Here is a 23,818-nt window from a genome sequence, read left to right as displayed (position 1 = left end):
GCGAACCCCGGCCGGGGGCCGTCACCGGAGTGGTGGCGGCTCACCGGAAGGCGACTCGAGGGGCGCGACCGCTTACGATCGACGGCGTGACCCAGGTAACCGACGTGCGACCGTCAGCGGTTCAGGCGGAGACGGCGGCGCTGTCGAGTCCCGCCCCGCTGGTGCCCTCACCCGACTTCGGGCCCACGGACTGGGCGCGAGGCTGGGTGGTCACGCTGTTCCTCACCGCGATCGCCGGCATCACCCGGTTCCTGCTGCTGAACTATCCGACCGACCTGCACACGCCGGTCTTCGACGAGAAGCACTACGCGCCGCAGGGCTGGCAGGTGCTCACCAACGGCGGCGTCGAGGACAACCCCGGCTACGGGCTGGTGGTGCACCCGCCGGTCGGCAAGCAGATGATCGCGCTCGGCGAGGCCATCTTCGGATACGGGCCGTGGGGCTGGCGGTTCATGGCCGCCGTCTCCGGAACCCTGCTGGTCCTGCTGGTGATCCGCATCGTGCGGCGGATGACGCGATCCACCCTGATCGGCGCGTTCGCCGGCATCCTGCTGATCTGCGACGGACTCACCTTCGTGTCCTCCCGCATCGGCATGCTCGACATCTTCCAGGCGCTGTTCGTCACCGCGGCCTTCGGCTGCCTGGTGGTGGACCGCGACGACATCCGCACCCGCATCGCCCTGGTCTCCGCCCAAGGCCGCATCGACGACACCGAATTCGGGCCGCGCTTCGGCGTGCGCTGGTGGCGGTTCGGCGCGGGCCTCATGCTCGGACTGGCCTGCGGCACCAAATGGTCCGGCGCGTACTGGATCGTCGGATTCGCGGCGCTGTCACTGGCGTTCGACCTGTCCGCGCGGCGTGGGTATCGCGTGAAGAAGCCGTGGGAAGGCGTCGCCCGGCGCGACCTCGGGCCCACGATCTACGCGCTGATGGTCGTGCCGGTGTTCGTCTACCTCATGTCCTTCTGGGGCTGGTTCGCCAGCGAGACCAGCTACGACCGGTACGCGGTCGGCTCGAAGGTCGGTCGCGGCGGGGACTTCTCGTGGGTGCCGAGCGCGCTGCGCGGACTCTGGTACTACGGCGGCGAGGTCCTGAACTTCCACAAGGAGCTCACCAACTCCGCGGGCAATCACCATCCCTGGGAATCCAAGCCGTGGACCTGGCCCATGGGCCTGCGGCCGATGCTCTACTACTACGCCGACACCAATGTGAGCGGCTGCGGACAGGCCGCCTGCGTCAAGGCCGTCATGGCGATCGGCACGCCCGCGCTGTGGTGGCTGGCCTTCCCCATGCTGGGGTGGGCCTTGTGGCGCAGCATCGTGCGGCGCGACTGGCGCTACGCCGCCGTCCTGGTCGGGTACGGGGCCGGAATCCTGCCCTGGTTCCTGGACCTGGACCGGCAGATGTACTTCTTCTACGCGGTGCCGCTGGCCCCGTTCCTGGCTATGGGCGTGGCGCTGGCGCTCGGCGACATCCTCGGGCACGCGCCGCCCATCGGACGGCGGCTCTCGGGCGCGCCGGGCTGGCAGCTGTTCACCCCGCCCAGCGAACGGCAAGGGCTGGGGCTGCTGCTGGTGTGCCTGTATCTGGCGCTGGTCATCGCCAACTTCATCTGGCTGTGGCCGATCCTGACCGGTATGCCGATCACACCCGGCAACTGGCACGACCACCTGTGGCTGCCCAGCTGGAGGTAGGACCGACGTCAGGGCGGTTCACCGGGCCGGAGATCAAGGCGTGGTGTCGGTTTCGCCCAGAGCCGCGTGCAGATAGCGTTCGGCGGCTTCGTCGTCAAGGCCCAGTCGCCGGATCACCGCCACGTACTCGGTGGCCGCGCGGCCGGCCAGGTCGCGGGTCGGGTCGCCCGAGGACGCGATGAAAGAGCCCAGCCGCCCGCGGGTTTCGAGCATGCCGTCCTGCTCCAGCTCGCGGTAGGCGCGCGCCACCGTATTGGGGGCCAGCCTCAGCGTCGCCGCCAGCGCCCGGACCGTGGGGATCTTGGTGCCCGCGGCGAGCTCACCGGAGCGCACCCGGGCGATGATGCCCTGGCGCAGTTGCTCATACGGCGGGACCGTCGAGTGGTGGTCGACCGGGATGTCCAGCATGGCTTCATCACACCTCGTCACGCGACAACGGGCAGGACAGGCAGCGCGGACCGCCACGGCCGGAACCCAGCTCGGAGCCGGGGATGCGCAGCACCTCGATTCCGGCGTCTTCGAGCCGCGCATTGGTGTTCTCGTTGCGTTCGTAGGCCACCACCACGCCGGGGGCCAGGGCGAGGGTGTTGTTGCCGTCGTCCCACTGCTCCCGTTCGGCGGTGACGCCGTCCAGGCCGGTGTCGACCACCCGCAGCTTGCCGATGCCCATGGCCTCGGCCGCCACCCGCAGGAAAGGGTCGGGGCCGGAGATGCTCACGCCACCCTCCTCCTTACGAATGGTGAAGGCGCACAACTCGTCCTGGACCGCCGGATACATGACCACCGCGTCGACGTCGACCATGGTGCAGACCGTGTCGAGATGCATGGTCGCGCGGGTCTGGGCGATCGGCACGACGAGCACGGTGTGGGCCAGATCATCCTCGAAGAGACTGCGCGCCAACGCTTCCGCACCCGCGGCGGAGGTCCGTTCCCCCACCCCGACCGCCACCACGCCCGGGGACAGCAGCAGCACGTCGCCGCCCTCGATGGGGGCGGTATGCGATTCGTAGGCCCGGCGCACACCCAGGAAACGAGGGTGGAAGGCGTAAATCAGGTCGGTGAGCGAGGTTTCGCGGGCCCGGGCGGGCAGCGCCAGCGAGGTGATCGCCACACGCGGGCCGATCCAGAACGACGAGTCCCGGGTGAACAGCAGGTTCGGCAGCGGATCGATGACGAAATCGTGGCCGTGATGCATGCGGCGCACCAGCGAGGTGGCGTCCTGACCGAACGGCAGCTCGTCGAATGTCATGCCGGACATGAGAATCTGCGCCAGCTCCGGGGCGGGCACCCGGCGCAGGTGGGCGGCCAGCTCGTCGGCCAGCACATGACCGAGCCGGCGGGCGTCCACGGCCCCGGAAATACCCTGGATCCGGGCGGCGCCGCTGCCCTGGATGGTCTCGGTGAGCACATCGGCCAGCAGCAGCACCTCGACCCCGCGGCCGCGCAGCACGTCGGCGAAGATGTCGTGCTCCTGCTGGGCGCGCTCCACCCAGGGGATGGCGTCGAACAACAGCTGATCGTTGTTGCGCGGGGTGAGCCTGCGCAGCTCGTCGCCCGGGCGGTGCAACAGCACCGTGCGCAGTGCGCCGACCTCCGAGGTCACGGAAAACGGTCGCGCCGTGGGTGCGGCCTTTGTTCCCATGACACGACGGTAGTTGCCCGCGGCACGGATGGCATGCAATTCGCACCCGGGAAAACCTCGAGTCGCCCTGGTGAATCCTCCGGTCGCCGGGTCGCCACGGCCGGAAACCTGGAGTAATGTTCAGGAATGCAGACCGCGTCGTGGCAGGCGAAGGAGCTGACCCCCGGTCAGCTCGCCCAGCGAGCCGGAGTTTCGGTGTCCGCCTTGCACTTCTACGAACGAGAAGGGCTGATCAGCGCCCGCCGGACCAGCGGCAACCAGCGCCGCTACTCCCGCGAAACCCTGCGCCGGGTCGCCTTCATCCGCATCTCCCAGCGGGTCGGCATTCCGCTCGCCGAGATCCGCCGCGCCCTCGACAACCTCCCCGACGGGCGCAACCCCAGCCGCCGCGACTGGGAGACCCTGTCCACCGCCTGGCGCGCCGACCTCGACGACCGGATCGAACAGCTGGTGCGGCTGCGCGACAATCTCACCGGATGCATCGGCTGCGGATGCCTGTCGCTGGGCGTGTGCAAGATCTTCAACGCCCACGACCGCCTGGGCGACGAGGGGCCGGGCGCGCGGGTGCTGGACACGCACGCGGCCGAGAACTGTGTCTAATTTGCCCTCCGCTTCGCTACGGGCGGGTTCGCGGCCCCTGGTCCCGATTCTTCCCTCCTCCGCTCCTCCGCTTCGCTCCCCCGCTCCAAGGCGGAGGTCTATCAAGCCGCAGTCCAGAATCGGGACGGCCGCGAACCTGACAGCGGGGGCACGGCGACCAAGTGTGCCCCTACCCCTTGGGCAAGAAGGTCGTGAACAGGTCGTTGGCGCGGCGCATGGCGAACTCGTACGGCCAGGCGAACTTGCGGGCCCACCAGTAGCCGAAGCGAATGTCGAACTGGGTGTGGATCAGGTAGGTGCCCTTCTCCACGCCGCGCAGGATCGTCTGAGCCACCTCGTCCGGGGACTTGGCGTGGCGGCGGAAGCGCTTGATCCAGGCCTGGATTCGCGGGTCGTCACGGTCGACCCCGACGATGTCCACGGTCTGCACCAGCGGGGTGTCGACCGCGCCCGGCACCACCAGGTGGACATTGATGTCATGGCGGGCCAGATCGAAGCGCAGCACCTCCGAGACGCCGCGCAGACCGAACTTGCTGGCGCTGTACGCCGCGTGCCACGGCAGCGCGAGCAGACCGGCCGCGGAGGACACATTGACCAGCGCCCCGCCCCGCCCGGCCTCGACCATGGGCGGCACGAAGTTCTCGATCACGTGGATGGGACCCATGAGGTTCACATCCACCATGCGCTTCCAGTGCTTGTGCTCCAGGTTCTCGACGGTGCCCCAGGTCGAGACGCCCGCGATGTTCATCACCACGTCGAGCGAGCCGAGCTGCTCGTGCACGTTCTCCGCGAAGGCGGTCACGGCCTCGTAGTCGCTGATGTCGAGGGCGGCGGCCACCTCCACGGTGCCGCCGCCGGAACGGATCGATTCGACGGTGGCGTCCAGCCCCTCGGCGTTCACGTCGGTGAGCACCAACCGGGCGCCCTTGCGGGCCGCCGCCAGTGCCGTGGCCCGGCCGATGCCGCTCGCCGCGCCGGTAATCAAAGTCTTCTTGCCGCTCAGGCCACGATCACGCACGCCGATCCATCCCTTACTTCGACAGCCCTGTCAGAACCGCACGCTACATCACGAACAATAGTGTTCGCGAGTCGGACGAGTACCGTTTTCGCCCCGATTTTCCGGAGGGTTCGGATTATTTCCGGGCAGGTCAGGACGGTCCGGGCAGGACCGACCGGCTGGTACCGGGCAGATCCAGATCCAGCGCGATCCGGCCCGACGCCAGATGCTCCTCGACCTCCTCGGCCGGCATCGGCCGCGCGATCAGGAAGCCCTGCGCCCGGTAACAGCCCAGCGCCACCAGCGTGCGCGCCGCCACCGTGGTCTCCACACCCTCGCCGACCACGCCGAGACCGAACGAACCCGCCAGCCCCACAATCGATTTCACGATCGCCAGATCATCCGCGCTGGCGCCCAGCCGCTGCACGAACCCGCGGTCGATCTTCACCGCGTCCACCGGCAGCGCCTTCAGATGCGACAGCGACGAATACCCCGTCCCGAAGTCGTCGATCGCGATCTGCACGCCCATCCGCTTGAGCCCGCGCAACGTCACCTGCGTGCGCGCGAGATCCTGCACCACAACATGTTCGGTGATCTCCAGGCACACCGACGACCCGTCGATACCGTACCGCCGCAGAATCCCCTCCATGGTCTCCACGAAGTCCAGCGAAACCAGCTGCACCGGAGACACATTGATCCGGATCACCACATTCGACGCCAGCCCCCGCCGCCGCCACAACGCGAACTGCTCACTGGCCGTGCGGATCACCCACCGGCCCAGCTCGCCCGCCAGATTCGTGGCCTCCGCCACCCCCACGAACGCCCCCGGCGGCAACAACCCCCGCGTCGGATGCTGCCACCGCACCAACGCCTCCAAGGCGACGACCCGCCCCGTCCGCAAATCCACCTCGGGCTGATAGTGCAACACCAGTGACCCGTCCGACACCGCACTGCGCAGATTCAGCTCGACATCGTCCTGCAACTCGAACTGCGCCCGCATGGCATCGGTGAAGACAGCCACCCCATTGCCACCACTGGACTTCGCCGACAACAGGGCATGATCGGCCCGCCGCAGCACGTCGGAGACCGTCGTCTCCCCGGGAATGCCCAGCGCGACACCGACACTGGCCCCACGACTGACGGTCTCCTCCCCGACCGTCACCCGCCGCCCGATCAACTGCTGAATCCGGGTGGCCTCCATCCCGGCCGACTCCGCGTCCATCGGCTTCGCGGGCACGATCACGAACTCGTCGCCACCCAGACGGGCGATCATGTCCGCAGGGTCGAGGTTCTCGCGCAATCGGGTCGACAGCGAGCGGATGAAATTATCGCCCGCGGTGTGTCCCAGGAAGTCGTTGAGCGCCTTCAGCCGATCCAGATCGAGGAAGAAGGTCGCCACCGGGCCGGCATTACCGGCCCGTAGCCGCTCCTCCATGTGCTCGAGCAGCGCGCGCCGGTTCACCAGACCGGTCAGGTCGTCGTGCATGGCGATATATCTGAGTCGTTCCTCGGCCACCACGCGCGCTTGTAGCTGGGCGAACAGGGCGGCGATCGCCTTCAGCACATTGAGTTCCCGCGTGCTCCATTCGCGGTCGCCCTCCTTGACGAAGCCCAGAACACCGGTCGGCTCGCCGCGTGAGACCAGCGGCACCGCCGCCACCGACACCGCGGCCACACCGGTCGACTGGCGAATCGTCTGCTGATAGTCGTCGTATTGCGGGCCCGGCCGCACCACCATCGGCTCGATGGCGTGCTCCAACGCCGAGAAGACGGAATCCGAGCTGTCGAAGTAGGTGACCTGGAGTGGATCAGGGTCCGGCACCACGGGGCGCGGCGGCCACTCCGCGATCAGGATCGAGGCCCGCCGATCCCGGTCGGTATGCCGCAGAAAGCTGGTGTCGACATCGAAATGCTCGATCAGCCAGGACAGCACGCGCTCGCTGGCCGCCACCATGGTGGTGGCATCGACCCCCATCAACTCCGAGGCGACCTGGGTCACCAGTGAGTCGAGTGTCCGCCGAGGCACCTTGTCTCCGATCGCGTTCAGCTGTGGGCGTGCGCGCCCGGTATCGGCAGCCGCCTGCTACGAACCGAAGCCTTCGGCGCGTGACTCAGGCGAAGCACCAATGCCACCGTTTCTTGTTCAGGCACTCCCAACAGGTCCAGGAAGCTGCCCTGGAGTGAGGTCAGTGTATCGGCGAACCCCGGGGAAACCGCGTACAGTTCTGCGGACTGTCGGGCGAACAGGAACACCGGAGACACCGGCTGCACAGCCAGCCCTCTCCGTTCCGCCTCGATCCACACCCGTTGCAGCACCTCACCGGCGCGGGCGTAGGCGATCAGATCGGAGGTGTCGGCAGCCGGAGTCGGGAAGGTCACCGCCGCGATCGCGACGCTCGCGAGCACGCGGTCCGAGGTGTACGCCCCCAGCCCGGCCCCCGCCGACCAGTCACGCAGCAGCCCGACCACGTCCGGCCGCCCGCCGACCTCGAACGCGATGTTCTCGTCGGGTCCCAGCTCCATGCTCCGCACGTCCAGACCGGTCCGCAGGTCGTCCGCTGGTCCGCGCAGCTCCGCCAGCATCTCCTCGTGGATCCGCGGCGTCAGGAATCTTGCCCGGTCCGAACTCCCGAGGAGGCCGGCGGCCGACTCGATACCAGCCCGGGTCGCGAGGTAACGCAGCCCACCACCGGCGGCGACCGCCACCTCGGCCAGCGCGGCCATCATCGCGGGATCGGCGGACCCCACCACTCCGACATTCCTATTCGTATGCCGGGCGGCCAGGGCAGCGTAGTCGCGGGCCAGGACCGAATCGGTCGAATCCCCCAGACGCAGCGTCGCGGTCAGGACGCCGGGCCCATCCGCGCGGAGTTCGCTATCACCGAGCACACCATGGTGTGCCGCGGCCACGCGCGCGTTGTACAACGCCGCACCGACCGCCAGCGCGCTACCGCGGAATCCGATGTCGATGGCCGAACTCCGGCTCGGGTCCAGGGCGATCGTCACGGTCCCGGCATCGGTGCCGAGCGTCCAGGGCTGGGCATTGCCGCCCGAAGGGGCGAGTTGCGCGTAATGGAGCACCGCTGCGGTCGCGTCGGCCGGCACGGAATCGGGAGCCGGATCCGGTGGCCACACCAAGTCTCCGGTCGGAGCGGGTTCGGCGATCGCGTCGAGCTGCCGGTCCACATCGACCCGGGTGCGGCCCGAGGGCAGCTTCACGCCGAGTCCGATACGCCGGACCGCCGCCGCGACGGTGGCACCGCCCAGCTGCACGTCACCCGCCAACTGCGGCCAGCTGGCCAGGGTTTCGCCGATCTCCACCATGCTGGCGGCGGTACGGTCGGACAGCCTCGCGGCGTCCAGGATTCGAATGACGAACGGCGCCTTCTCCTTCGGTGTGAGGCCGCGAAGTTGCGCCGCACCGAAGTCGCCGAGCACCCCGTGGAAGGGGCGGCGGTCCGGTTCCAGGTCGAAGCGCTCCACGTCGAGCAAGCCGCGGTCGCTGGTCTCCATCAGCAGCGGCAGCCGGTGCCGACGCGCGGCCTCACGGACCGCGAGTTTCACGTCCAGGGAATCGCACTCCTCGACGACGATGGACAAGCCGTCGAGGAACGCGTCCATATTGTCGTCGTGGACCCCGTCCGCGAATACCTCGACAGGAAGGTAGGGGTCGAGTTCGGCGATACGCCGGGCCGCGACCACCGCCTTGTTGACGCCGAGGTCGAACAGGCCGCCCGGCAGGCGATTCAGGTTGGTGAGTTCGACGGTGTCGAAGTCCGCGAGTCGCAGCCGCCCGCAGATCCCCTCCATGGCCAGGGTGAAGGCGATGGTGTGCCCGACGCTCTGCCCGACAATTCCAATTGTCTGTTGCGCCAGAATTTCCTGTTCGGCGCGAGTGATCTTGTTTCGATTGCGGTCCAATCGAACCGCGCGCATGATTTCCGCGCCCGGCAGCGCAATCACTGCGCTACGCCACGGATAATAGACCCACCGATCGGCTTCCGTGCCTTCCGGCAATTCCGGCGCGGACGGCAAATCGGCTAATTCACCACGCAGCAAGTCACGCAAATCAGTGAATTCGATACGACTATCGGCTCGGAGTTCTGAAATCCGCACGGCATCAGCCGGATCGGATTCATCCAACAGCAGCGGCCGGTACGTCCCGGTCGCGGATTCCTCGATGCGCATTTGTCAGGCCGACCCCTCGGCCGGGCCCCGCTGGGCCTGGAAGATCGGCCGGAACCGGGCCAATTCCTCGTGCTCGACGTCCATCAGGTGACGCTGATTCACGTCGGCGAGCGAGCGATACCCCTTCATGTCCCACCAGAGCGACACCGTCCGGTACCGCTCGTCGGGGTACGGCGCCGAGGGTATCCACCAGGCCGGTTTACCACCGCTGACCGCCCATTGCGGCGCCACATCTCGGTCCGCGGTCAAGAATCCGTAGCGCACGCCCATGAGGTTCGTAGCGTGCACGATGCAGCGGGCGACGGCTTCGCGCACCGCTCTCCGATGCTCGGCATCGTGGGCCACCCAACCGGCCTTCAGCTCCACCACACCGCCGCCGGATCGGTCGGCGATCATCCGCCGCAGTGCGTGCTCACCGCGATGACCTCGCCATTCGGTAGCCACAGCGTGCGCCTCGTCGGCGTGGGAGTACGGACCTTGGACCCGTAGACCACCGACCACACGCCCGGCCTGGTCGACCCCGGCGATGAACATGGCGGTCGACCTGCCATTGATCACCCGGTCGTACTCGAGGGCCACTTCCACGTCGTAACGGCGGTAGGCCGCCAGTGCGCCGTCCATGAATCCCTGCCACAGAGCACCGTGAGTCTGAGGGGTGCCCACGACGAAGACGTGGCCGGACCGCGAGTCCCGAAAACGCATCTGGCCCGCATCGGAGCCTTCCGCCGGGACGGCCGCGAGTGCTTCGACAGCCATACTGTTCCTACTCCGTTGCTTACTCCCGAGTGCCATCGGACACGGTTGTGTTTCCACCGCGCTCGGCGTTGGCACCTAGGGGAGTATCCGCCAGGGCGCTGAAATTGTCCAGGCGTCCGGCAAATCCTCCGAAACCCCAATGGGTGTTAAGAAATCCAGCCAGGTCAAACCATTGCTGTCAGTCATGAAAACTGCCAACAAGACCGGTTGGTTCTCAATCAGTTAACGGTTGGCTATCAGACCAGGATGGAGATGAAGAGCTCCAGTTCGGCCGGGCCGTGCCAGATCTCGATCTCCTCGCGGTAGGCGCGGGTGATCTCCGCGGAGGCGGTGGCGTCGTCCACCTGTGCCCAGACATCCTCGACAGGGTCGTGGTAGTCGCCGTTGGGGCTGAACCGGGCGTAGACGCCCTTGGGGACGCGGATGAGGATGTCGCCGATGGGGGCTTCGTCGGGGCCGGGGTATTCGTAGGAGACCAGGACGTTGTAGTTGCCGGCGGGGTCGGGGACGTAGACCGTGGCCAGGGGGCGCTGGGTGGCGTCGCGATCGCGGAGGCGGTCGCGCAGGAACTCGATGAGCTCGCTGTTGGAGACCTTGAAGCTGGGGCGCACCCGGGGAACCACCAGGCCGCTGTAGACGCCGCCGGGGCGAACCACGATCGAATAGGTCATGACGGCTCGACCGCCAGATACAGATCGATCTTGTAGGCGTGCGGGTAGGTCTCGAAATCACCGGTGTGAATGCGCTTGATCTGGTTGTGCTCCTCGGCGTAGGCGATCTGCGTCCACAGGTCGGTCATCACCTGCGGGAAATTGCCGATCGAGGAGAAGCGGGCGTAGGTGCCGCGCGGCAGGCGGGCCACCAGATGGCCGCGGGTCACCTCGTCGAGCGAGGAGCACTGGTAGCCGACGATCTGGGTGTTGTAGGTGCCCAGTTCGGCCCCGTAATCGGTGTAGGCGGAGGCCAGCGGGCCGCCGAGATCCTGGTGCAGGACCGCGGCCCAGGCCACCTCGAGGTCGTGATCGCGCAGTTCACCGAGGGCGCGTTTGGGACTGCGCACCGGCAAACCGGCCACCCAGGTCTCGTCCCGCTCGACGATCTCGAACTGCATTGGAAGGAACTCTCTCGAGGTGTGATTCACAGCCGGTCGGCCAGGCCTTCGCCATGCTATCAATCGCCGGGGACCGTGCCGGGCGACACGACAGAGGCGCTCGTCTCACCGAGCGGCGGGGTCGTCCTCACGACGGCGGTGCGGGCGGGCCATGGGTGCGTGCCAGTGCCGGTACAGCGCGAGCAGGCGCAGGGAGACCGCGCCCGCGCCGGCCAAAGCGCCTGTCCAGTAGGTGTATTGGCCGTAGTGCAGCAGGGTCGCCGTCACCGCGGATCCGAGCAGCGCGGGGACCGCGTAGAGCTCTCCGTCACTCAGCACGCTCGGTGTGACACCGGCCAGCACGTCACGGATCACACCGCCGCCGACCGCGGTCACCAAACCGAGCGCGGCGGCCGAGGTCGCCGACATGCCGTGCTGGAACGCGGTGACCGTGCCGGTCACACAGAAGATGCCGAGGCCGATCGCGTCGGCCACGTTCAGCGGGGTGCGGACCAGGCGGACCGGCGGGTGCCAGAAGAAGATGAGCGCCGCCGCCAGCAGCGCGGTCCCGGCGTAGGAGACCTGCACGAAGGCGAGCGGCGGGGTGCGGCCGATCACCAGATCGCGGATGACGCCGCCACCGGTCGCGGTGGCCACCGCCAGCACCGCGATGCCGACCACGTCGAAGCGGCGGCGCACCGCGAGCAGCGCGCCCGACACTCCGAATGCGAACACTCCCATCAGGTTTCCCGCGCTCTGCGCCGCGTCGGCGGCGGTGCCGAGTTCGACGAGATCACTCATTGCACGCCCGGTTCCCTTCCTAGGATCGCTAACTCTCGGCTAACGGCGCTCAGTATGCCCGGTCCGCCATGCCGACACGCAGCCGCACGGTACGGGCCGGAATGTGATTGAGTCGGCTGGTGTGCCGCACAATTGCCCAGCTCGATGCGGAACTGACCGCCTGCCGCGCGTGCCCACGACTGGTGGCGTGGCGCGAACAGGTCGCACGCGAGAAGAAGGCCGCTTACAGTGACGAGAATTACTGGGGCAAGCCGGTTCCCGGGTTCGGTCCAGCCGACGCCCGACTACTGGTGGTGGGGCTGGCGCCCGCCGCGCACGGCGGCAATCGCACCGGCCGCATGTTCACCGGCGACCGCAGCGGCGACGTACTCATCGCCGCCATGCACGCGGCCGGCCTGACCAATCAGCCGACCAGTGTCTCCGCCGACGACGGCCTGCGTTTGCTGGGAACTCGCGTCACCGCGCCGGTGCACTGCGCGCCGCCCGGCAACAAGCCCACGCCGCTCGAACGCGACACCTGCCGCCACTGGCTCACCACCGAATTGACGCTGCTCGCGCCGACCTTGCGCTCGATCGTGGTGCTCGGCGGCTGGGGCTGGCAGGCGCTGCTGCCCGCGCTGTCCGAATCCGGCTGGGCGGTGCCCAAACCCAAGCCGCGGTTCGGGCACGGCGCGCACGTCGAACTGGGCGGCGCGGCACCCGGCCGGTCCCCGATCCACCTGTTCGGCACCTATCACCCGTCCCAGCAGAACACCTTCACCGGCCGGCTCACCCCCGCGATGCTGGAGCAGGTGCTGCGGGACGCCGCCCGCGCCGCGGGTCTGCGCTGAGCCGCCGACGGCGTCACGGTCGCCGGTCCAGTACGGCGCACCGGCTAGGATACGGTCGTGAGCAGGGCCGATGACGAATCCGGGCAGAGCGGCGCGACCGTCCGGGGTGGCGGGAACGGCGTCCGGCCGCGGCGGGCCGAGACCCGGCAGCGACTGCTGGACGCGGCGTTCGAGGCGTTCGCCGAGGAGGGGTTCGGCCGGTGCTCGGTCGAGCAGGTGTGCGAGCGGGCCGGGTTCACCCGAGGCGCGTTCTACTCGAACTTCACCTCACTGGAGGAGCTGTTCCTCGCCATGTGGGAACAGCGGTCGGCGCTGATGCTGGCCGAGGCCGCGGCGGTGCTGGACGCGCCCGGCTCGGTGGCGAACGATCCCCGGCGCGCGGTGGAACAGGTCCTCACCGCGGTTCCGGTGGACGACAAGTGGTTTCGGATCACCTCGGAGTTCACCGCGCACGCGCTCCGCAATCCCGATCTGCGGCAGGTGATGGTGGCGCGCGAGGAGGCGATCGCGTCGGCACTCACCCCGGTGGTGGTGGCGCTCATGCGACGCAATGGCCGGCGAGTACCCGATCCGGCCGCGCTGGGCCGCGCGTTGGTGGCCGTCCACGACGGCACCCTGACCCAATGCCTGCTGGAGCCGGACAACCCCGCGGTCCGCGAGTACCGGATCGACCTGTTCCTGCGAGTCCTCGACTCCTACAGCGAACCGGCCTGACCCTTCAGCCCGGGCCGGTGCGGCCCGCAGCGGGTGCCCGCTTCTCGTCCCGAAATTCCGGCAATCCAGTGCGATGGCACGCACTATGTCGAACGCCCGATCGGACTTCTCCCGGAACCGAAGTTCGGCGCCAACCCGATCATCGAGCACCCGCCCGCGGTATTCCGTTACGCGTCGAACGAATTCCGCTCCGACACCCACCCCGAGCACAAGATCAATGCTCATATCAACATGAATCAACACCGACCCATCCCCGAAATTCCGTTCACCGGACAGGAACTCATCCCACAATTCCAGCAACCACCACCCGCCCACCCCCCAACAACAACGAAATCACCTGCGCCCGAACCACCCCCACCCCCGCCGCGAATTCCCCCAAAAATCCACTCCCTCCCCCAGCCCTCGAGCACTTCCACCTCGACCGCGAGCGCGCTCGCATCGGTGGTGACCTCCCGCCCCCGCGACGAACCCGACCACCGCCCGACCGGCCCCACCCGCCCTGCCAACCCCTCCACTCGCCCGGCCCAGCCTCCCCGCACAGCCCTTCCCACCCCTCCCCCAGCCCGGACTCCCCTCCCATCCCCACACCACCACCCCAAGAAACCCCTCCCAACCAGCCGATTCGCCGACTCCCCACTCCACCTGCTAATGTTCTCCGAGCGCGGATCGGAAGATCCGACGCGGGGCTATAGCGCAGTTGGTAGCGCGTCTCGTTCGCATCGAGAAGGTCAGGGGTTCGATTCCCCTTAGCTCCACCAATCGTGTCATTGCACGAACCGACTCCATTGGGGCTGGTATCGCAGAAGCGGTACCAGCCCCAATGTCGTTTCCGGGTTGGGGGATGCGGAAGGTGGGGACGAGGCGGTCGGGTCCGGTGATGGCGACCTGGGCGACGAGGGTCTCGATGAGCGCCTTGGCCTGGGTGCGGGTGCCATTGGTGATGATGTCGGCGATATGGTCGGCGATGCCGTCGAGCGTTGCGGGTTTCGGCGCGGTGGGTTCGTTCGCCAGCGTGGCGGTGAGTTCGTCGCGGCGGGTGATGAGTTGGCCTGTCTTGGCGCGCAATTCGCTGAGCCTTCCGGCGAGGAGCTCGGGGTCGAGGGTGCCGTTTTCGAAGGCGTTCAGGTACCGGTCGATCGCCTGTTGAGCTTCGGTGAGCTCGGCGGTGACGGCGTCCAGTTCGATGCGGGTGTCACTACTGGAATCGTGGTGGCGTCGCTGTTGGGCGGTGATGGCTTGGCTGATCAGATCGTGGCGGGTGCGGTAGAACTTGCCCAGGGCTTCCAGAACGGCCGCGTCGACTGAGTCGGCGTCGAGGCGGGTGAAGTCGCATTTGTCGCTGTCGTAGCGGGCACGGTTGAAGCAGGTGTAGTAGCGGTAGGTGCGGGAGCGGCCGGTGGCGCGGGTGCCGATCATGGCGCGCCCGCAGCGTGGGCAGCGCAGGCGTCCGGTGAGCAGGTAGTCCGAGGAGTTAGCGGCGCGGTGGGCGTGGGATTCTCCGCGTGCTTCGAGGAACGCCTGGGCGCGGTCGAAGGTGGCTGTGTCGATGAGGGCGGGGTGAGTGTCGGTGACGGTGGTGTCGCGGAAGGTCAACTCACCGAGATAGATCCGGCTGTTGAGGATCCGCAGTACATGGTGGCCGGACCATTCACGGCCGGTGCTGGCGCGATGCCCACGCGTGTTCAACTCGGCGGCGACGGCGCGGGCACCGAGGGGGCGGCAGGCGTAGAGGTCGAAGATCATGCGTACGACCACGGCTTCGGCTTCGTCCACGAGGAGGGTTTGGGTGGTCTTGTCGACTCGGTATCCGTAGGGCCGTTTGCCGCCCTTCCATTTGCCTTTGGCGGCTTTGCGTTCCATGCCTGCGATGACGCGGTCGATGATGGTGTCGCGTTCGAATTGGGCGAACATGCCCAGCATCTGCACCAGCATGCGACCCATGGGGGTGGAGGTGTCGAATGGTTCTGTGGCGGATCGGAACACGACCTTGGCCTGGTCGAGTTCGTCGAGCAGGGTGACCAGGTCGCGCAGGTTGCGGGAGAACCGGTCGACTCGGTAGACCACGAGCACGTCGATGACTCCAGCTCGCGCGGCTTGCAGCGCGCGTTGCAGACCTGGCCGCTCGGTGCTGGCACCGGAGGCGTCGTCGGTGAAGGACGTCGTGTGTCGCCAGCCGGGTTGGGAATTGATGTAGGAGCCCAGGCGGGCGTCTTGGGCTTCGATGGAGTAGGGCTGGTTGTCTTCGGTGGTGGAGCGGCGGGTGTAGGTGCCTACTCGCACGTCCTGTTCCCATGCGGCCGTGTCGTTAGAGATACGCGGAGTTGAGGATTTCTTGCTGCCTGCCATGCTGCCGGTCCTTCCCATCGATATACGCTTCTCGCAACCTCTGATGTCCGAAACAACCTGTGGCGAAACGGAATTCGGGCCCGGGGTTCTGTCGGGGATATCGCCGGTTCTATTGTCCCTCGATCGTTTTTCGAATGTATTGGTGTGGCTGGTATTTCGGTCGGGGTGTTTCACGCGGCGTTCCGTTCGCCGTTATCGGTGTGGTGGCGGTGGGTCCATGCGGTGATGAGGTCGGCGAGGAGGGTGACGGCGTGGTCGTGTTGGGTGGTGGTGAGGGGTTCGGTGTCGATTCGGTCGATGTGCCAGCGTTGGTGGGCGCGGTCGCGGGCATGCCGCTTGGCGGCCTCGATGCCGGTCGGGGCATGGTTTCCGGGTTCGGGGTGTTCCATCGGGGCTCCTGTGGGGTGTTCGGCGTTTGGAGTGGCGTCACCCTGTACTGGCAGGAGAACCCGCGTTTATCCGTGTATGAGACCGGAATTGATGCAATTCCGTGTTCCGCGGTCAAAGTTCGGCATCAATCACGGGGTCCGCTGGGTTCCGGCATATGGCGGTGTCGCGCCTGTTAACTGCCAAGAAGGGGCCCGATTTCGACATTTGCGTGCGAAAAGGTTCGATAACGATCGGTGTCGCCACAGCCGAGCGCCCCAGGGGCGATTGCCTTACCTGGGGCGCTCAGAACGGGTTCGTGGGAGCAGTGACGCCTACCGCCGGTTGATCAGGCCGGTCTGGTCTTGACCGTCGTCATCGGCGTTTACGGGCACATTCCACATGTCGTGGCTGTTGCCGTTCGGGCCGGGTTCCAAGGACTTCATCGGTTCACCTCCCCCCAGCCGCTGCGGGTTTCGGGGGGCTTTGGGGAGCGTCGTTTGTTGGGATGGTGTACCTGGTTCCGGTGTCCGCGCAGATCACGTCGGCAATCTTGACCAGGGCAGGGAGGTCGTCGGGTTCGAAATGGTCGGCGCTTGGGGCGATCACCTCGTTGACACATTCGGCGTAGGCGAGATTCATCAGGCGATTGATCACCGCACCGGGGCGCTTCGGGTCGCCGAAGTAGACCAGGACCACCGACCATCCGCGCTTCTCCGCGAGCGTGTGAATGCGTGCCTCGTCCTGCTGCCACTGTTCGCCAGAGACGTCGGGGCGGAGGAATCCGATCACGTAGTTGGTCATGGTCAGGTCCCGGCGTATTCGCGATATACGGGGCGGGTGATCGCGAGGCGACCCCGATTGGTGCAGCGCCAGCGCGCTGGTCCTTGTAGGGTGCCCATTGCGAGCCCGGTGCGGGACAGTCGCAGCAGTGCCCGGTGGATCGACGTTTCGGGCAGCCTGGTCGCGCGGCAGAGTTGTCGCACGGTCAGCGCTTCGGTCGGCTCCAGGTTCGACAGTGCGCCAAGCACTTTCGCCTCGGGTTCCGTGAACGCCATCGTTCACCGCCCTCGACTGATCGGGACGTAACTGCGTGGCGGTTCGGCGGCCAGTCGTGCCTGGATGTCAGCGACGGTCAGCCGCGGCGCGGGACCGTCACTGCCAGCAAGAAGGCGGCCGGTTGCGGCGGCGACGAAGACCACTAGCGAGACGAGCGTGATGGCAAGAAGGATGTCCATGTCCGGCAGCTCCCGGTACTCGGCGGTCGTTGCAACGCACCCGATGCCGGGGGTATCGCGTGTTAACAGGCCACCCGGCATTGGTGGGGCTGACTGCCAGTCCACTGCACAGGGGGCGGTCATCGGTAGGCGCGCGGGATGGGCGGGTGTGTGCACAGGGGGTGTGCGCAATCGCCGATTGATAGCGGTTCGGTGTTACCGGTGCCACACTGCGATTCATGGGACGCCGTGCGAAACAACCGAATCGGCAGTTCGAGGAGCTGGTCGAAGAGGCCGGCGGGGTACGCAAGGCCCTCGCCCGCCGCGTCGTCGACCGGGGCCGCGGTCTCGGACTCAAGCTCAGCTATGACCACACTTCGATCGGGCGCTGGCTCTCGGGGGAGCAGCCACAGCCGCCGGTGCCGCAGCTGATCGCAGACACGCTGACCGAATTACTCGGGCGCACAATCACACCGGCCATGTGCGGCATGTCCAATCCCCGGGATGCGGCTGCGGATCTCGGCCTGGAGTTCTCACTCAGTCTCTCCGGCGCTGTCGACGCCTCGACCGCGTTGTGGCGCAGCGACATCGAGCACCGACGATTTCTGCAGGACACCTCTTACGCGGTTGCCGTGTACCCGGCCGCCTCTATGCGGTGGCTGACGCTGCCCGGCCCTGAACACCCCGTATCGATCGGCTCGTCGCGACGTGTCGGGCAGATCGACGTCGACGCGGTCCAATCCATGGCGGCGGCGTTCCGGGATCTCGACAACAAGGTCGGCGGCGGCAAGGTCCGCTCGACGATCGTGCAGTACCTGCACAGCTCGGTCGCGCCGCTGCTGCGCGGCAGCTTCAACGGACACATCGGCCGCCAATTGTTCGGCTCCACAGCCGAACTCGTCCGCCTGGCCGGATGGGCTGCCTACGACCAGGAAGACCACGGCCTCGCTCAGCGGTACCTGATCCAGGCCCTGCGACTCGCCCGCGCCGCCAGCGACGGCGCACTCAGCGCCGAAATCATGGCCGCCATGAGCCACCAGGCCACCTACGTCGGCCGCCCCGGCGATGCCATCGACCTGGCCCGCGCCGCCCAGATCGCCGCGCGCACCGCTGGTCTGGCCGCCCTCGAATCCGAATGCCACATGGTCGAAGCCCACGGCCACGCCGCCCGCCAAGACGAAACATCCTGCACCACAGCGCTCAACGCCGCCGAACGCGCCTTCGACCGCGCCCGACCCGGTGAACAACCGGTGTGGCTGGCTTACTTCGACCAGTCCTACATGTCCGCGAAAACCGCTCATTGCTTCCGTGAGCTCGGCGACAACACGCGTACAGTGCAATTCGCGCAGCGATCCTTGACGATGTCGGCAGGCTACCAACGCGGACGCGCATTCAACCTGAGCCTGCTCGCCTCCGCCCTGACGGTCACAGACCCGCGTGAGGCCGTGCGTGTGGGACTCGGCGCGCTCGATATCGCCGTCGAACTGGCATCTCGCCGAAGCCTGTCCTACCTGCGGGACCTGCGCTATCGGTTACGGCCCTTCAACGACTTGACCGAGGTCGCCGAATTCCGCCAGCAAATCCTCGAGCTCACTCGGCGAGGCTGAGCGCCCGATAGATCGCCACCACCGTCGCCGCACCCACGATCTCGCCACGGTCGATCATGGCCGCCGACTCGGCCAGCGGGATCCATCGCACATCCTCGGCCTCATTGATGTCGGGCGCGGTATCGGTCAGATCAGCGCCCCGGGCGAGGTAGATCTCCTGCGGCTGATCCAGGGTGCCGATCGAGGGCTGATAGGTCACCAGATGCTCCATCGTGCGCGGCCGCCACCCGGTTTCCTCTTCCACCTCCCGCGCCGCCGCTACCGCGACATCTTCGGCGTGGTCGACGTAGCCGCCCGGCAATTCCCACACCCATTGATCGATGATGAACCGATGCCGGTACATCAACAACACTTCGCGATTCTCGTTGAGTACCAACGTCATCGCGCACCGCGGCATCCTCGCCACGTACTGAGTGAACCGGACACCGTCCGGTAGTTCGACGTCCACGGTCGAGAGCCGAATGTGCCGATTCTCATCGACCAGCCGCTCCCCGAGGATGTTCCACTGCGTCGCACGCTTCACGCCCCAGACCCTACGCGGTCAACGGTTTGGCTGGGCTCTGCCCTCGACCGCTTTCGCGCCTTGCTGCCCCGTCCGACGACTCACGATCGCACCCTCTGCGAAGTGTCGCGACATGGGGGACGCTATCGATCGTTCATCGTCGACGATTTCGATCACCGACTTGACCGGTCGGCGATTCGACTTAGGCTCGGCGAGCAGATCGGTACACGGATGCGCGGGCCTTCGCTTGCGAGGCGCTCTCGGACGCCAGCGGCGGTCAGCTATTTCACCCCCCTTGGCTGCACCTACGAAATTCTCCATTCCCAGCCCACAAGTTCTTCCAACCTGTGACGACGATCGGCGCTCAGCTTTCCCTTCGCATAGTTGTTGCGCTGGAGGCTCACCCAGTTGCCGAGCTTCGCGCCCTTGTAGGTGCGGTCGTAAGGCAGTCGAGTGGTTCCGTGCTCCTCAAGGTACTGACGAAGGAGCTCATACATGCTGTCCCACTTTGCATCGTGTGGGCTCCACACCCAGCCCGGAAGCTTCTCCAACTGCGCCCGCTGCTCCGGTGTCAGCGCATGCTGTTTCTGCCGCTGCACCGCGACCCAGCTACCAAGTGCCACCCCATCTTCGAAATGCCCCTGTGGCACGCGCGAGTGTCCCTCCCGAGCAGCGAACTTCCCTACCATTTCGTATCTTTCGCCCCAGACATCCTGGAAGAGATTCCAGGTCCAACCTGGCAACACTTCGAGTTTGGATCGCCGCTCGGCGGAGAGCTTCGACCTCTCTGCTCGTTGTTCTCGTACCCACCCTCCGAGCTTCACACCGTCGTGGACGTAGCCGTCGGGAACGCGCGAATGACCTTCTCGGGCGACGAACTGCTTGAGTAGTCCGAGCTTCTGACTCCAGATGTAGTCCTGCTTGGTACCCCAGAACCAGCCTGGAATCGCTTCCAACAGCGCCTTCCTCTGTGGTGTGAGCTTGAGATGCTCACTGCGTCGCAGCCGTGTCCACTGTCCGAGCTTCAGACCGTTCTCGCTGTGGTCGACAGGAACATTGGTGTGTCCCTCTCTCGCGGCGAAAACCCGCAACTGCTCAAGGTTTTCCGTCCAGGAATCTTCGACAGAGTTCCAACTCCAGCCGGAGATGGCTTCGAGCCTCACCCTGCGGTCCTGGCTCATTGTTTCCCGGTTTGCGCGCTGCTCGCCCACCCACACACCGAGCTTCACCTTGCCCTCAATATGTCCGGCGGGGACGCGTGCATGTCCCTTTCGATCGACAAATTCGACCAACTCGCAGTATCCGCGTTCCCACGCCGCTGTGTGCGGATCCCAAGCCCAACCAGGCGTGGACTCCAGCAGTTCGCGCCGCTCGGCACTGATCTCTTCTCTTCTACTGCGTTGCTCATTAACCCATGAGCCGAGATTGATGTGGTCTTCGACATGTCCCTGTGGAACGAGCGCATGCCCTTCTCGTCGCTGAAACTGTTGCAGCAGAGCAAATTTGCGGTGCCACGTGTCCGACCGTGCGTCCCAGTTCCAGCCCGGCAGCGCTTCCAATCGTGTTCGCTGTTCGACGGTTAGTTTGTCCCGCCTGCTGCGTTGATGCGTAACCCATTTCCCCAAAGGAAGGTCGTTCTCACGATGCGATATGGGGACACGGGCATGTCCCTCACGTTCGGTGAACGTCACCAACTCCGCGTAAGAGGTCTCCCAGCGATCAGCAAAGGGGTCCCACGACCATCCGGGGAGAGCCTCCAGGAGTGCCCGACGCTCTGGGGACATCTCCGCACGGGTCCTCCGTTGGACAACCACCCACGTCCCGAGATTGAGCCCATTCTCCCTATGCCTCTGCGGGGCTCTGGAGTGACCAATACGTCGGGCGAACTGTTCGAGTGCACTGTAGTTCTGCTGCCAGAGATCCTCGAGCACGTCCCACAGCCACCCCGGCAGAGCTTCAAGTTCACTGATACGTTCCTCGGACAGTCGTCCTCGTCGAAATAGCCCACGTTGGGTAGCAACCCAGCTCCGGAGGTTGAACTCGCCGACCGCGTAGGGGAATGGCACATTGGCATGACCGTGTTCGGCGACGAACCTGTTCATCAACCCGATCCACACATCCCACTGGTCCGAGAGGACATCCCACGACCAGCCGGGCAGCGTTTCCAGCTTGCTACGCCGGTCGTCGCTCAGTCGACCCTTCGAGTACTCGCCGCGCTGCACACTGGCCCACTGGCCGAGGGGAAATTCCTCCACGACGAGATCAACAGGAATTCGTGCTGTACCGTTCTCGGCGGAGTACTTCGCCAGCAGCCCGCACCAGAACTCCCATCTCGCGCTGGTCTTCTCGACCAGCCGAACGTCAAAGGCCTGGGCGAACTTCGCACTCACCCTGGGTGATACATCAAAGTGAATCTTCTCGGGAATCCTTGCGAGACCACCCGTCTTCCCGAGCTCGCGGCGCATGGAGTCGATCTGCTCAGCGAGATCCTCATCGTGTGCCCGCAACGCATTGATGACATCCCACACCGGCTTGAAGGAGGAATCATCAAGTGCCGATTCGGGATCGGTCTGGGTGTCGATGAACACCGGCAAGACGATCGTTCCCACGGTCTTGTCTGACGCGAGCCGGATGGCCCTGCCGACCGCCTGCACGATATCTACTTCGCTGCGGCGGGGGTCAATGAACGCGACGCCGTCGAGGGTAGGGACATCGATCCCCTCGGACAGGCACCGGGCGTTCGCCAAGAGTCCGCGCTCACCCTCTTCGCGCTGACGCAGCTGGCGAAGCTTGAGGTGGCGTTCACCAGCGGTCATTTCTCCCGAAACGTATCCAGTCCACAACATGCCAGTCGGGCGCTGATCAGGCGGCATCCAGTCAATGACCTCCGGCATCTCAGCGGCGAACTCACGCGCCCCGGCGACGCGGGAGTGAAAGCTGATGATCCGGCGCAAGTCATACTTACGCATCGCCTTGGCCAGACCGATTTGACCCGCGAGGGTACGGGCGTTAGTGAACTTGCCCCCACGCACAATCAGCTGGCCCCGCTCGACCCACTCCTGGTACGTCGCGTCGTCTACGCCCACGACGGCGACCTGATAGTCCGTCAGCAGTTTCCGACTGATCGCCTCACCGAAACTCAATCGATGCAGCACCTCACCGAACCTGGTCGGATCGTCCATCGACGCGACTTCCATTTCCGCCTCGCGTGCGGCCTTCCGGACGCGGCCGATGTGATATCGCGGGGTGGCGGTCATGAACAGGCGGCGACGAGCCTTGATGGCATCAGCATCGAGAACTGTCGCGAAAACACTGGATTCGTCACCGGCGATCCTGTGCGCCTCATCGGCAACCACCAGATCGAACGCGGGCAGTTGCTCCGATGCAAAGGCAGCGGCGATCCGCGGAGACGACTGATACGTCGAGAAGACCACGCACGGCCCCGACTGCCGACGCAGAAAAGCAGCGATCTGAGCAGGCTCTGTTGTCACCGGCACACCCAGCTCACTCGTGTGCATAACCGCTTCGTCGGCGTTCTGGGCGACGGTCGCGTCAGAACAGACCGGCAAAGGCACGAAGGCCTTCGTCTTGTGTGCTTGCCAGACCTGCATTGTCTGCTTGAGCAGCGACAGCGACGGCAGCAGCACGAGAGTGCGTTCCGCGTCCAGCGCCTCCTTGATGAACAGGGACGTGAGGGTCTTGCCGGTGCCGCACGCCATGAGAAGCTGTCCCCGGTCTGCCGTTTCAAATCCCCGCATGACGTTGTCTATCGCTTCTTGTTGATAGTCGCGCGGCGTGGTCGGACTCCGAGTCGGCGACGGCCGCAGGTCACCAGGATCACTCGGCCAGTCCACCTCCGAGGTCAGAAGATCACTCAAACCTACAAAGCTGACATGCTTTTCCTGGTCGTTGATCGTTCGACGAGCGATGTGATGCAGTTTGTCGGTGGTGGCGATCAGGAGACGAAACGAGAAGATCGCACGCGACGATTCGGCGAGGAACTTGTTGACATCATCCTTGGTGACCGCACGATCCGACGCGTACGCCTTGGCCTGGATGGCCCAGAGTTTTCCGTCGTAATCCTCAGCGACCAAGTCGATTCCAGCGTCAGCGGCCCACCAGCCCGGCCAGTCATCCCACAACCACACCCGTCGCAGCACGGCCTTGTACGTCGGATCATTGGTCAAGTACCACCGACACAGATGCTCGAACTGCTTGCCCCGCACCGCAGCCTGAGTGTCCAACACTTCAAAGAGTTCGACGAAGGTCCCCATGCCCACGCAGAGTAGATCAGGCATCTGACACTCGGACTCGAAGCGGCGTACCTGCGCCCGATCGCTTGGGGCTTAGGGAGTCAGCCTGAACAGATTCCCCAAGTCTCCCCCCTGGGTGAGATTTTCGGCCCGTTGAAGGAATTCGTTCCGCTGCCCTGATGCGTAGCGGCCGACCGGTTCTCCGACGACCAGTG

21 protein-coding genes, 1 tRNA gene and 1 pseudogene are annotated in these 23,818 nt (G+C 66.1%); 7 read left to right on the top strand and 16 right to left on the bottom strand.

Annotation, left to right across the window (positions count from 1 at the left end; translation table 11 throughout):
- Positions 1-86: 86 nt before the first annotated feature.
- Positions 87-1,694, top strand: a complete 1,608-nt coding sequence (locus ACFV4K_RS01790) for a dolichyl-phosphate-mannose--protein mannosyltransferase (protein ID WP_379271219.1) — start codon at positions 87-89, stop codon at positions 1,692-1,694.
- A gap of 33 nt (positions 1,695-1,727) precedes the next feature.
- On the opposite strand, the gene ACFV4K_RS01785 is transcribed toward ACFV4K_RS01790, so the two are convergent.
- Complete coding sequence (locus ACFV4K_RS01785) at positions 1,728-2,102, bottom strand: GntR family transcriptional regulator (protein WP_379271218.1); 375 nt, start codon at positions 2,100-2,102, stop codon at positions 1,728-1,730.
- Positions 2,103-2,109: 7 nt separating this feature from the next.
- Positions 2,110-3,336, bottom strand: a complete 1,227-nt coding sequence (gene arcA / locus ACFV4K_RS01780; protein WP_379271216.1) for an arginine deiminase — start codon at positions 3,334-3,336, stop codon at positions 2,110-2,112.
- Between the two features lie 126 nt (positions 3,337-3,462).
- Between arcA and soxR the strand changes: the two genes are divergently transcribed.
- Positions 3,463-3,936 (top strand): redox-sensitive transcriptional activator SoxR, encoded by a 474-nt coding sequence (gene soxR, locus ACFV4K_RS01775; RefSeq protein WP_379271215.1) that lies wholly within the window; start codon positions 3,463-3,465, stop codon positions 3,934-3,936.
- Positions 3,937-4,105: 169 nt separating this feature from the next.
- Here the strand turns inward: soxR and ACFV4K_RS01770 are convergent, their stop codons facing one another.
- From ACFV4K_RS01770 to ACFV4K_RS01740, 7 genes are all read right to left on the bottom strand, one after another.
- Positions 4,106-4,954 carry an SDR family oxidoreductase gene (locus ACFV4K_RS01770; protein ID WP_379271213.1) on the bottom strand — a complete coding sequence of 283 codons (849 nt, stop codon included), beginning with the start codon at positions 4,952-4,954 and terminating at the stop codon, positions 4,106-4,108.
- A gap of 130 nt (positions 4,955-5,084) precedes the next feature.
- Positions 5,085-6,959: a putative bifunctional diguanylate cyclase/phosphodiesterase gene (locus tag ACFV4K_RS01765; RefSeq protein ID WP_379271211.1), complete on the bottom strand. Its 1,875-nt coding sequence runs from the start codon at positions 6,957-6,959 to the stop codon at positions 5,085-5,087.
- Between the two features lie 17 nt (positions 6,960-6,976).
- Positions 6,977-9,121, bottom strand: coding sequence for an Rv1355c family protein (locus ACFV4K_RS01760; RefSeq protein WP_379271209.1), 2,145 nt, complete (start codon positions 9,119-9,121; stop codon positions 6,977-6,979).
- 3 nt (positions 9,122-9,124) lie between these two features.
- On the bottom strand, positions 9,125-9,877 hold the full coding sequence (locus ACFV4K_RS01755; protein ID WP_379271207.1) for a hypothetical protein: 753 nt from the start codon (positions 9,875-9,877) through the stop codon (positions 9,125-9,127).
- A 236-nt stretch (positions 9,878-10,113) separates the two neighbouring features.
- The gene (locus ACFV4K_RS01750) at positions 10,114-10,548 is read right to left on the bottom strand and encodes an effector binding domain-containing protein (protein WP_379271206.1); all 435 of its coding nucleotides are present in this window, start codon (positions 10,546-10,548) and stop codon (positions 10,114-10,116) included.
- The gene (locus ACFV4K_RS01745) at positions 10,545-10,988 is read right to left on the bottom strand and encodes a GyrI-like domain-containing protein (RefSeq protein WP_379271204.1); all 444 of its coding nucleotides are present in this window, start codon (positions 10,986-10,988) and stop codon (positions 10,545-10,547) included. The genes ACFV4K_RS01750 and ACFV4K_RS01745 overlap by 4 nt, the downstream gene beginning before the upstream one ends.
- 105 nt (positions 10,989-11,093) lie before the next feature.
- On the bottom strand, positions 11,094-11,768 hold the full coding sequence (locus ACFV4K_RS01740; protein WP_379271202.1) for a trimeric intracellular cation channel family protein: 675 nt from the start codon (positions 11,766-11,768) through the stop codon (positions 11,094-11,096).
- A gap of 119 nt (positions 11,769-11,887) precedes the next feature.
- On the opposite strand from ACFV4K_RS01740, the gene ACFV4K_RS01735 reads away from it, so the two are divergent.
- From ACFV4K_RS01735 to ACFV4K_RS01720, 4 genes are all read left to right on the top strand, one after another.
- Positions 11,888-12,598, top strand: a complete 711-nt coding sequence (locus ACFV4K_RS01735; RefSeq protein ID WP_379271200.1) for a uracil-DNA glycosylase — start codon at positions 11,888-11,890, stop codon at positions 12,596-12,598.
- A gap of 153 nt (positions 12,599-12,751) precedes the next feature.
- Positions 12,752-13,312, top strand: coding sequence for a TetR/AcrR family transcriptional regulator (locus ACFV4K_RS01730; RefSeq protein ID WP_379271302.1), 561 nt, complete (start codon positions 12,752-12,754; stop codon positions 13,310-13,312).
- Between the two features lie 682 nt (positions 13,313-13,994).
- Positions 13,995-14,070 (top strand) — tRNA-Ala (locus ACFV4K_RS01725).
- 76 nt (positions 14,071-14,146) lie between these two features.
- Positions 14,147-14,617, top strand: a complete 471-nt coding sequence (locus ACFV4K_RS01720) for a hypothetical protein (RefSeq protein ID WP_379271198.1) — start codon at positions 14,147-14,149, stop codon at positions 14,615-14,617.
- A 30-nt stretch (positions 14,618-14,647) separates the two neighbouring features.
- Here ACFV4K_RS01720 and ACFV4K_RS01715 read toward each other — a convergent pair.
- The 5 genes and pseudogenes from ACFV4K_RS01715 to ACFV4K_RS01695 form a co-directional block, all read right to left on the bottom strand.
- Positions 14,648-15,658 (bottom strand): annotated as a pseudogene (locus ACFV4K_RS01715) (recombinase family protein); the annotation flags it as partial.
- A 170-nt stretch (positions 15,659-15,828) separates the two neighbouring features.
- Positions 15,829-16,047 carry a hypothetical protein gene (locus tag ACFV4K_RS01710; RefSeq protein ID WP_379271196.1) on the bottom strand — a complete coding sequence of 73 codons (219 nt, stop codon included), beginning with the start codon at positions 16,045-16,047 and terminating at the stop codon, positions 15,829-15,831.
- 427 nt (positions 16,048-16,474) lie between these two features.
- Positions 16,475-16,828, bottom strand: a complete 354-nt coding sequence (locus ACFV4K_RS01705) for a hypothetical protein (protein ID WP_379271194.1) — start codon at positions 16,826-16,828, stop codon at positions 16,475-16,477.
- A gap of 2 nt (positions 16,829-16,830) precedes the next feature.
- Positions 16,831-17,082, bottom strand: coding sequence for a hypothetical protein (locus ACFV4K_RS01700; protein ID WP_379271193.1), 252 nt, complete (start codon positions 17,080-17,082; stop codon positions 16,831-16,833).
- A 3-nt stretch (positions 17,083-17,085) separates the two neighbouring features.
- On the bottom strand, positions 17,086-17,262 hold the full coding sequence (locus ACFV4K_RS01695) for a hypothetical protein (RefSeq protein WP_379271191.1): 177 nt from the start codon (positions 17,260-17,262) through the stop codon (positions 17,086-17,088).
- A 218-nt stretch (positions 17,263-17,480) separates the two neighbouring features.
- Here ACFV4K_RS01695 and ACFV4K_RS01690 point away from each other — a divergent pair, with 218 nt between their 5' ends.
- Positions 17,481-18,848, top strand: coding sequence for a hypothetical protein (locus ACFV4K_RS01690; protein ID WP_379271189.1), 1,368 nt, complete (start codon positions 17,481-17,483; stop codon positions 18,846-18,848).
- Here ACFV4K_RS01690 and ACFV4K_RS01685 read toward each other — a convergent pair.
- Positions 18,832-19,371, bottom strand: coding sequence for an NUDIX hydrolase (locus ACFV4K_RS01685; protein ID WP_379271188.1), 540 nt, complete (start codon positions 19,369-19,371; stop codon positions 18,832-18,834). The two genes, ACFV4K_RS01690 and ACFV4K_RS01685, sit on opposite strands and share 17 nt — an antisense overlap.
- Before the next feature lie 284 nt (positions 19,372-19,655).
- Positions 19,656-23,624 carry a Helicase associated domain protein gene (locus tag ACFV4K_RS01680; RefSeq protein WP_379271186.1) on the bottom strand — a complete coding sequence of 1,323 codons (3,969 nt, stop codon included), beginning with the start codon at positions 23,622-23,624 and terminating at the stop codon, positions 19,656-19,658.
- Positions 23,625-23,818 lie beyond the last annotated feature (194 nt).

The sequence above is a fragment of the Nocardia sp. NPDC059764 genome, from assembly GCF_042732555.1.
GTDB lineage: Bacteria > Actinomycetota > Actinomycetes > Mycobacteriales > Mycobacteriaceae > Nocardia.
Note: the sequence above shows the minus strand (reverse complement) of the source record. Positions and strands in the feature narration are given on the sequence as shown.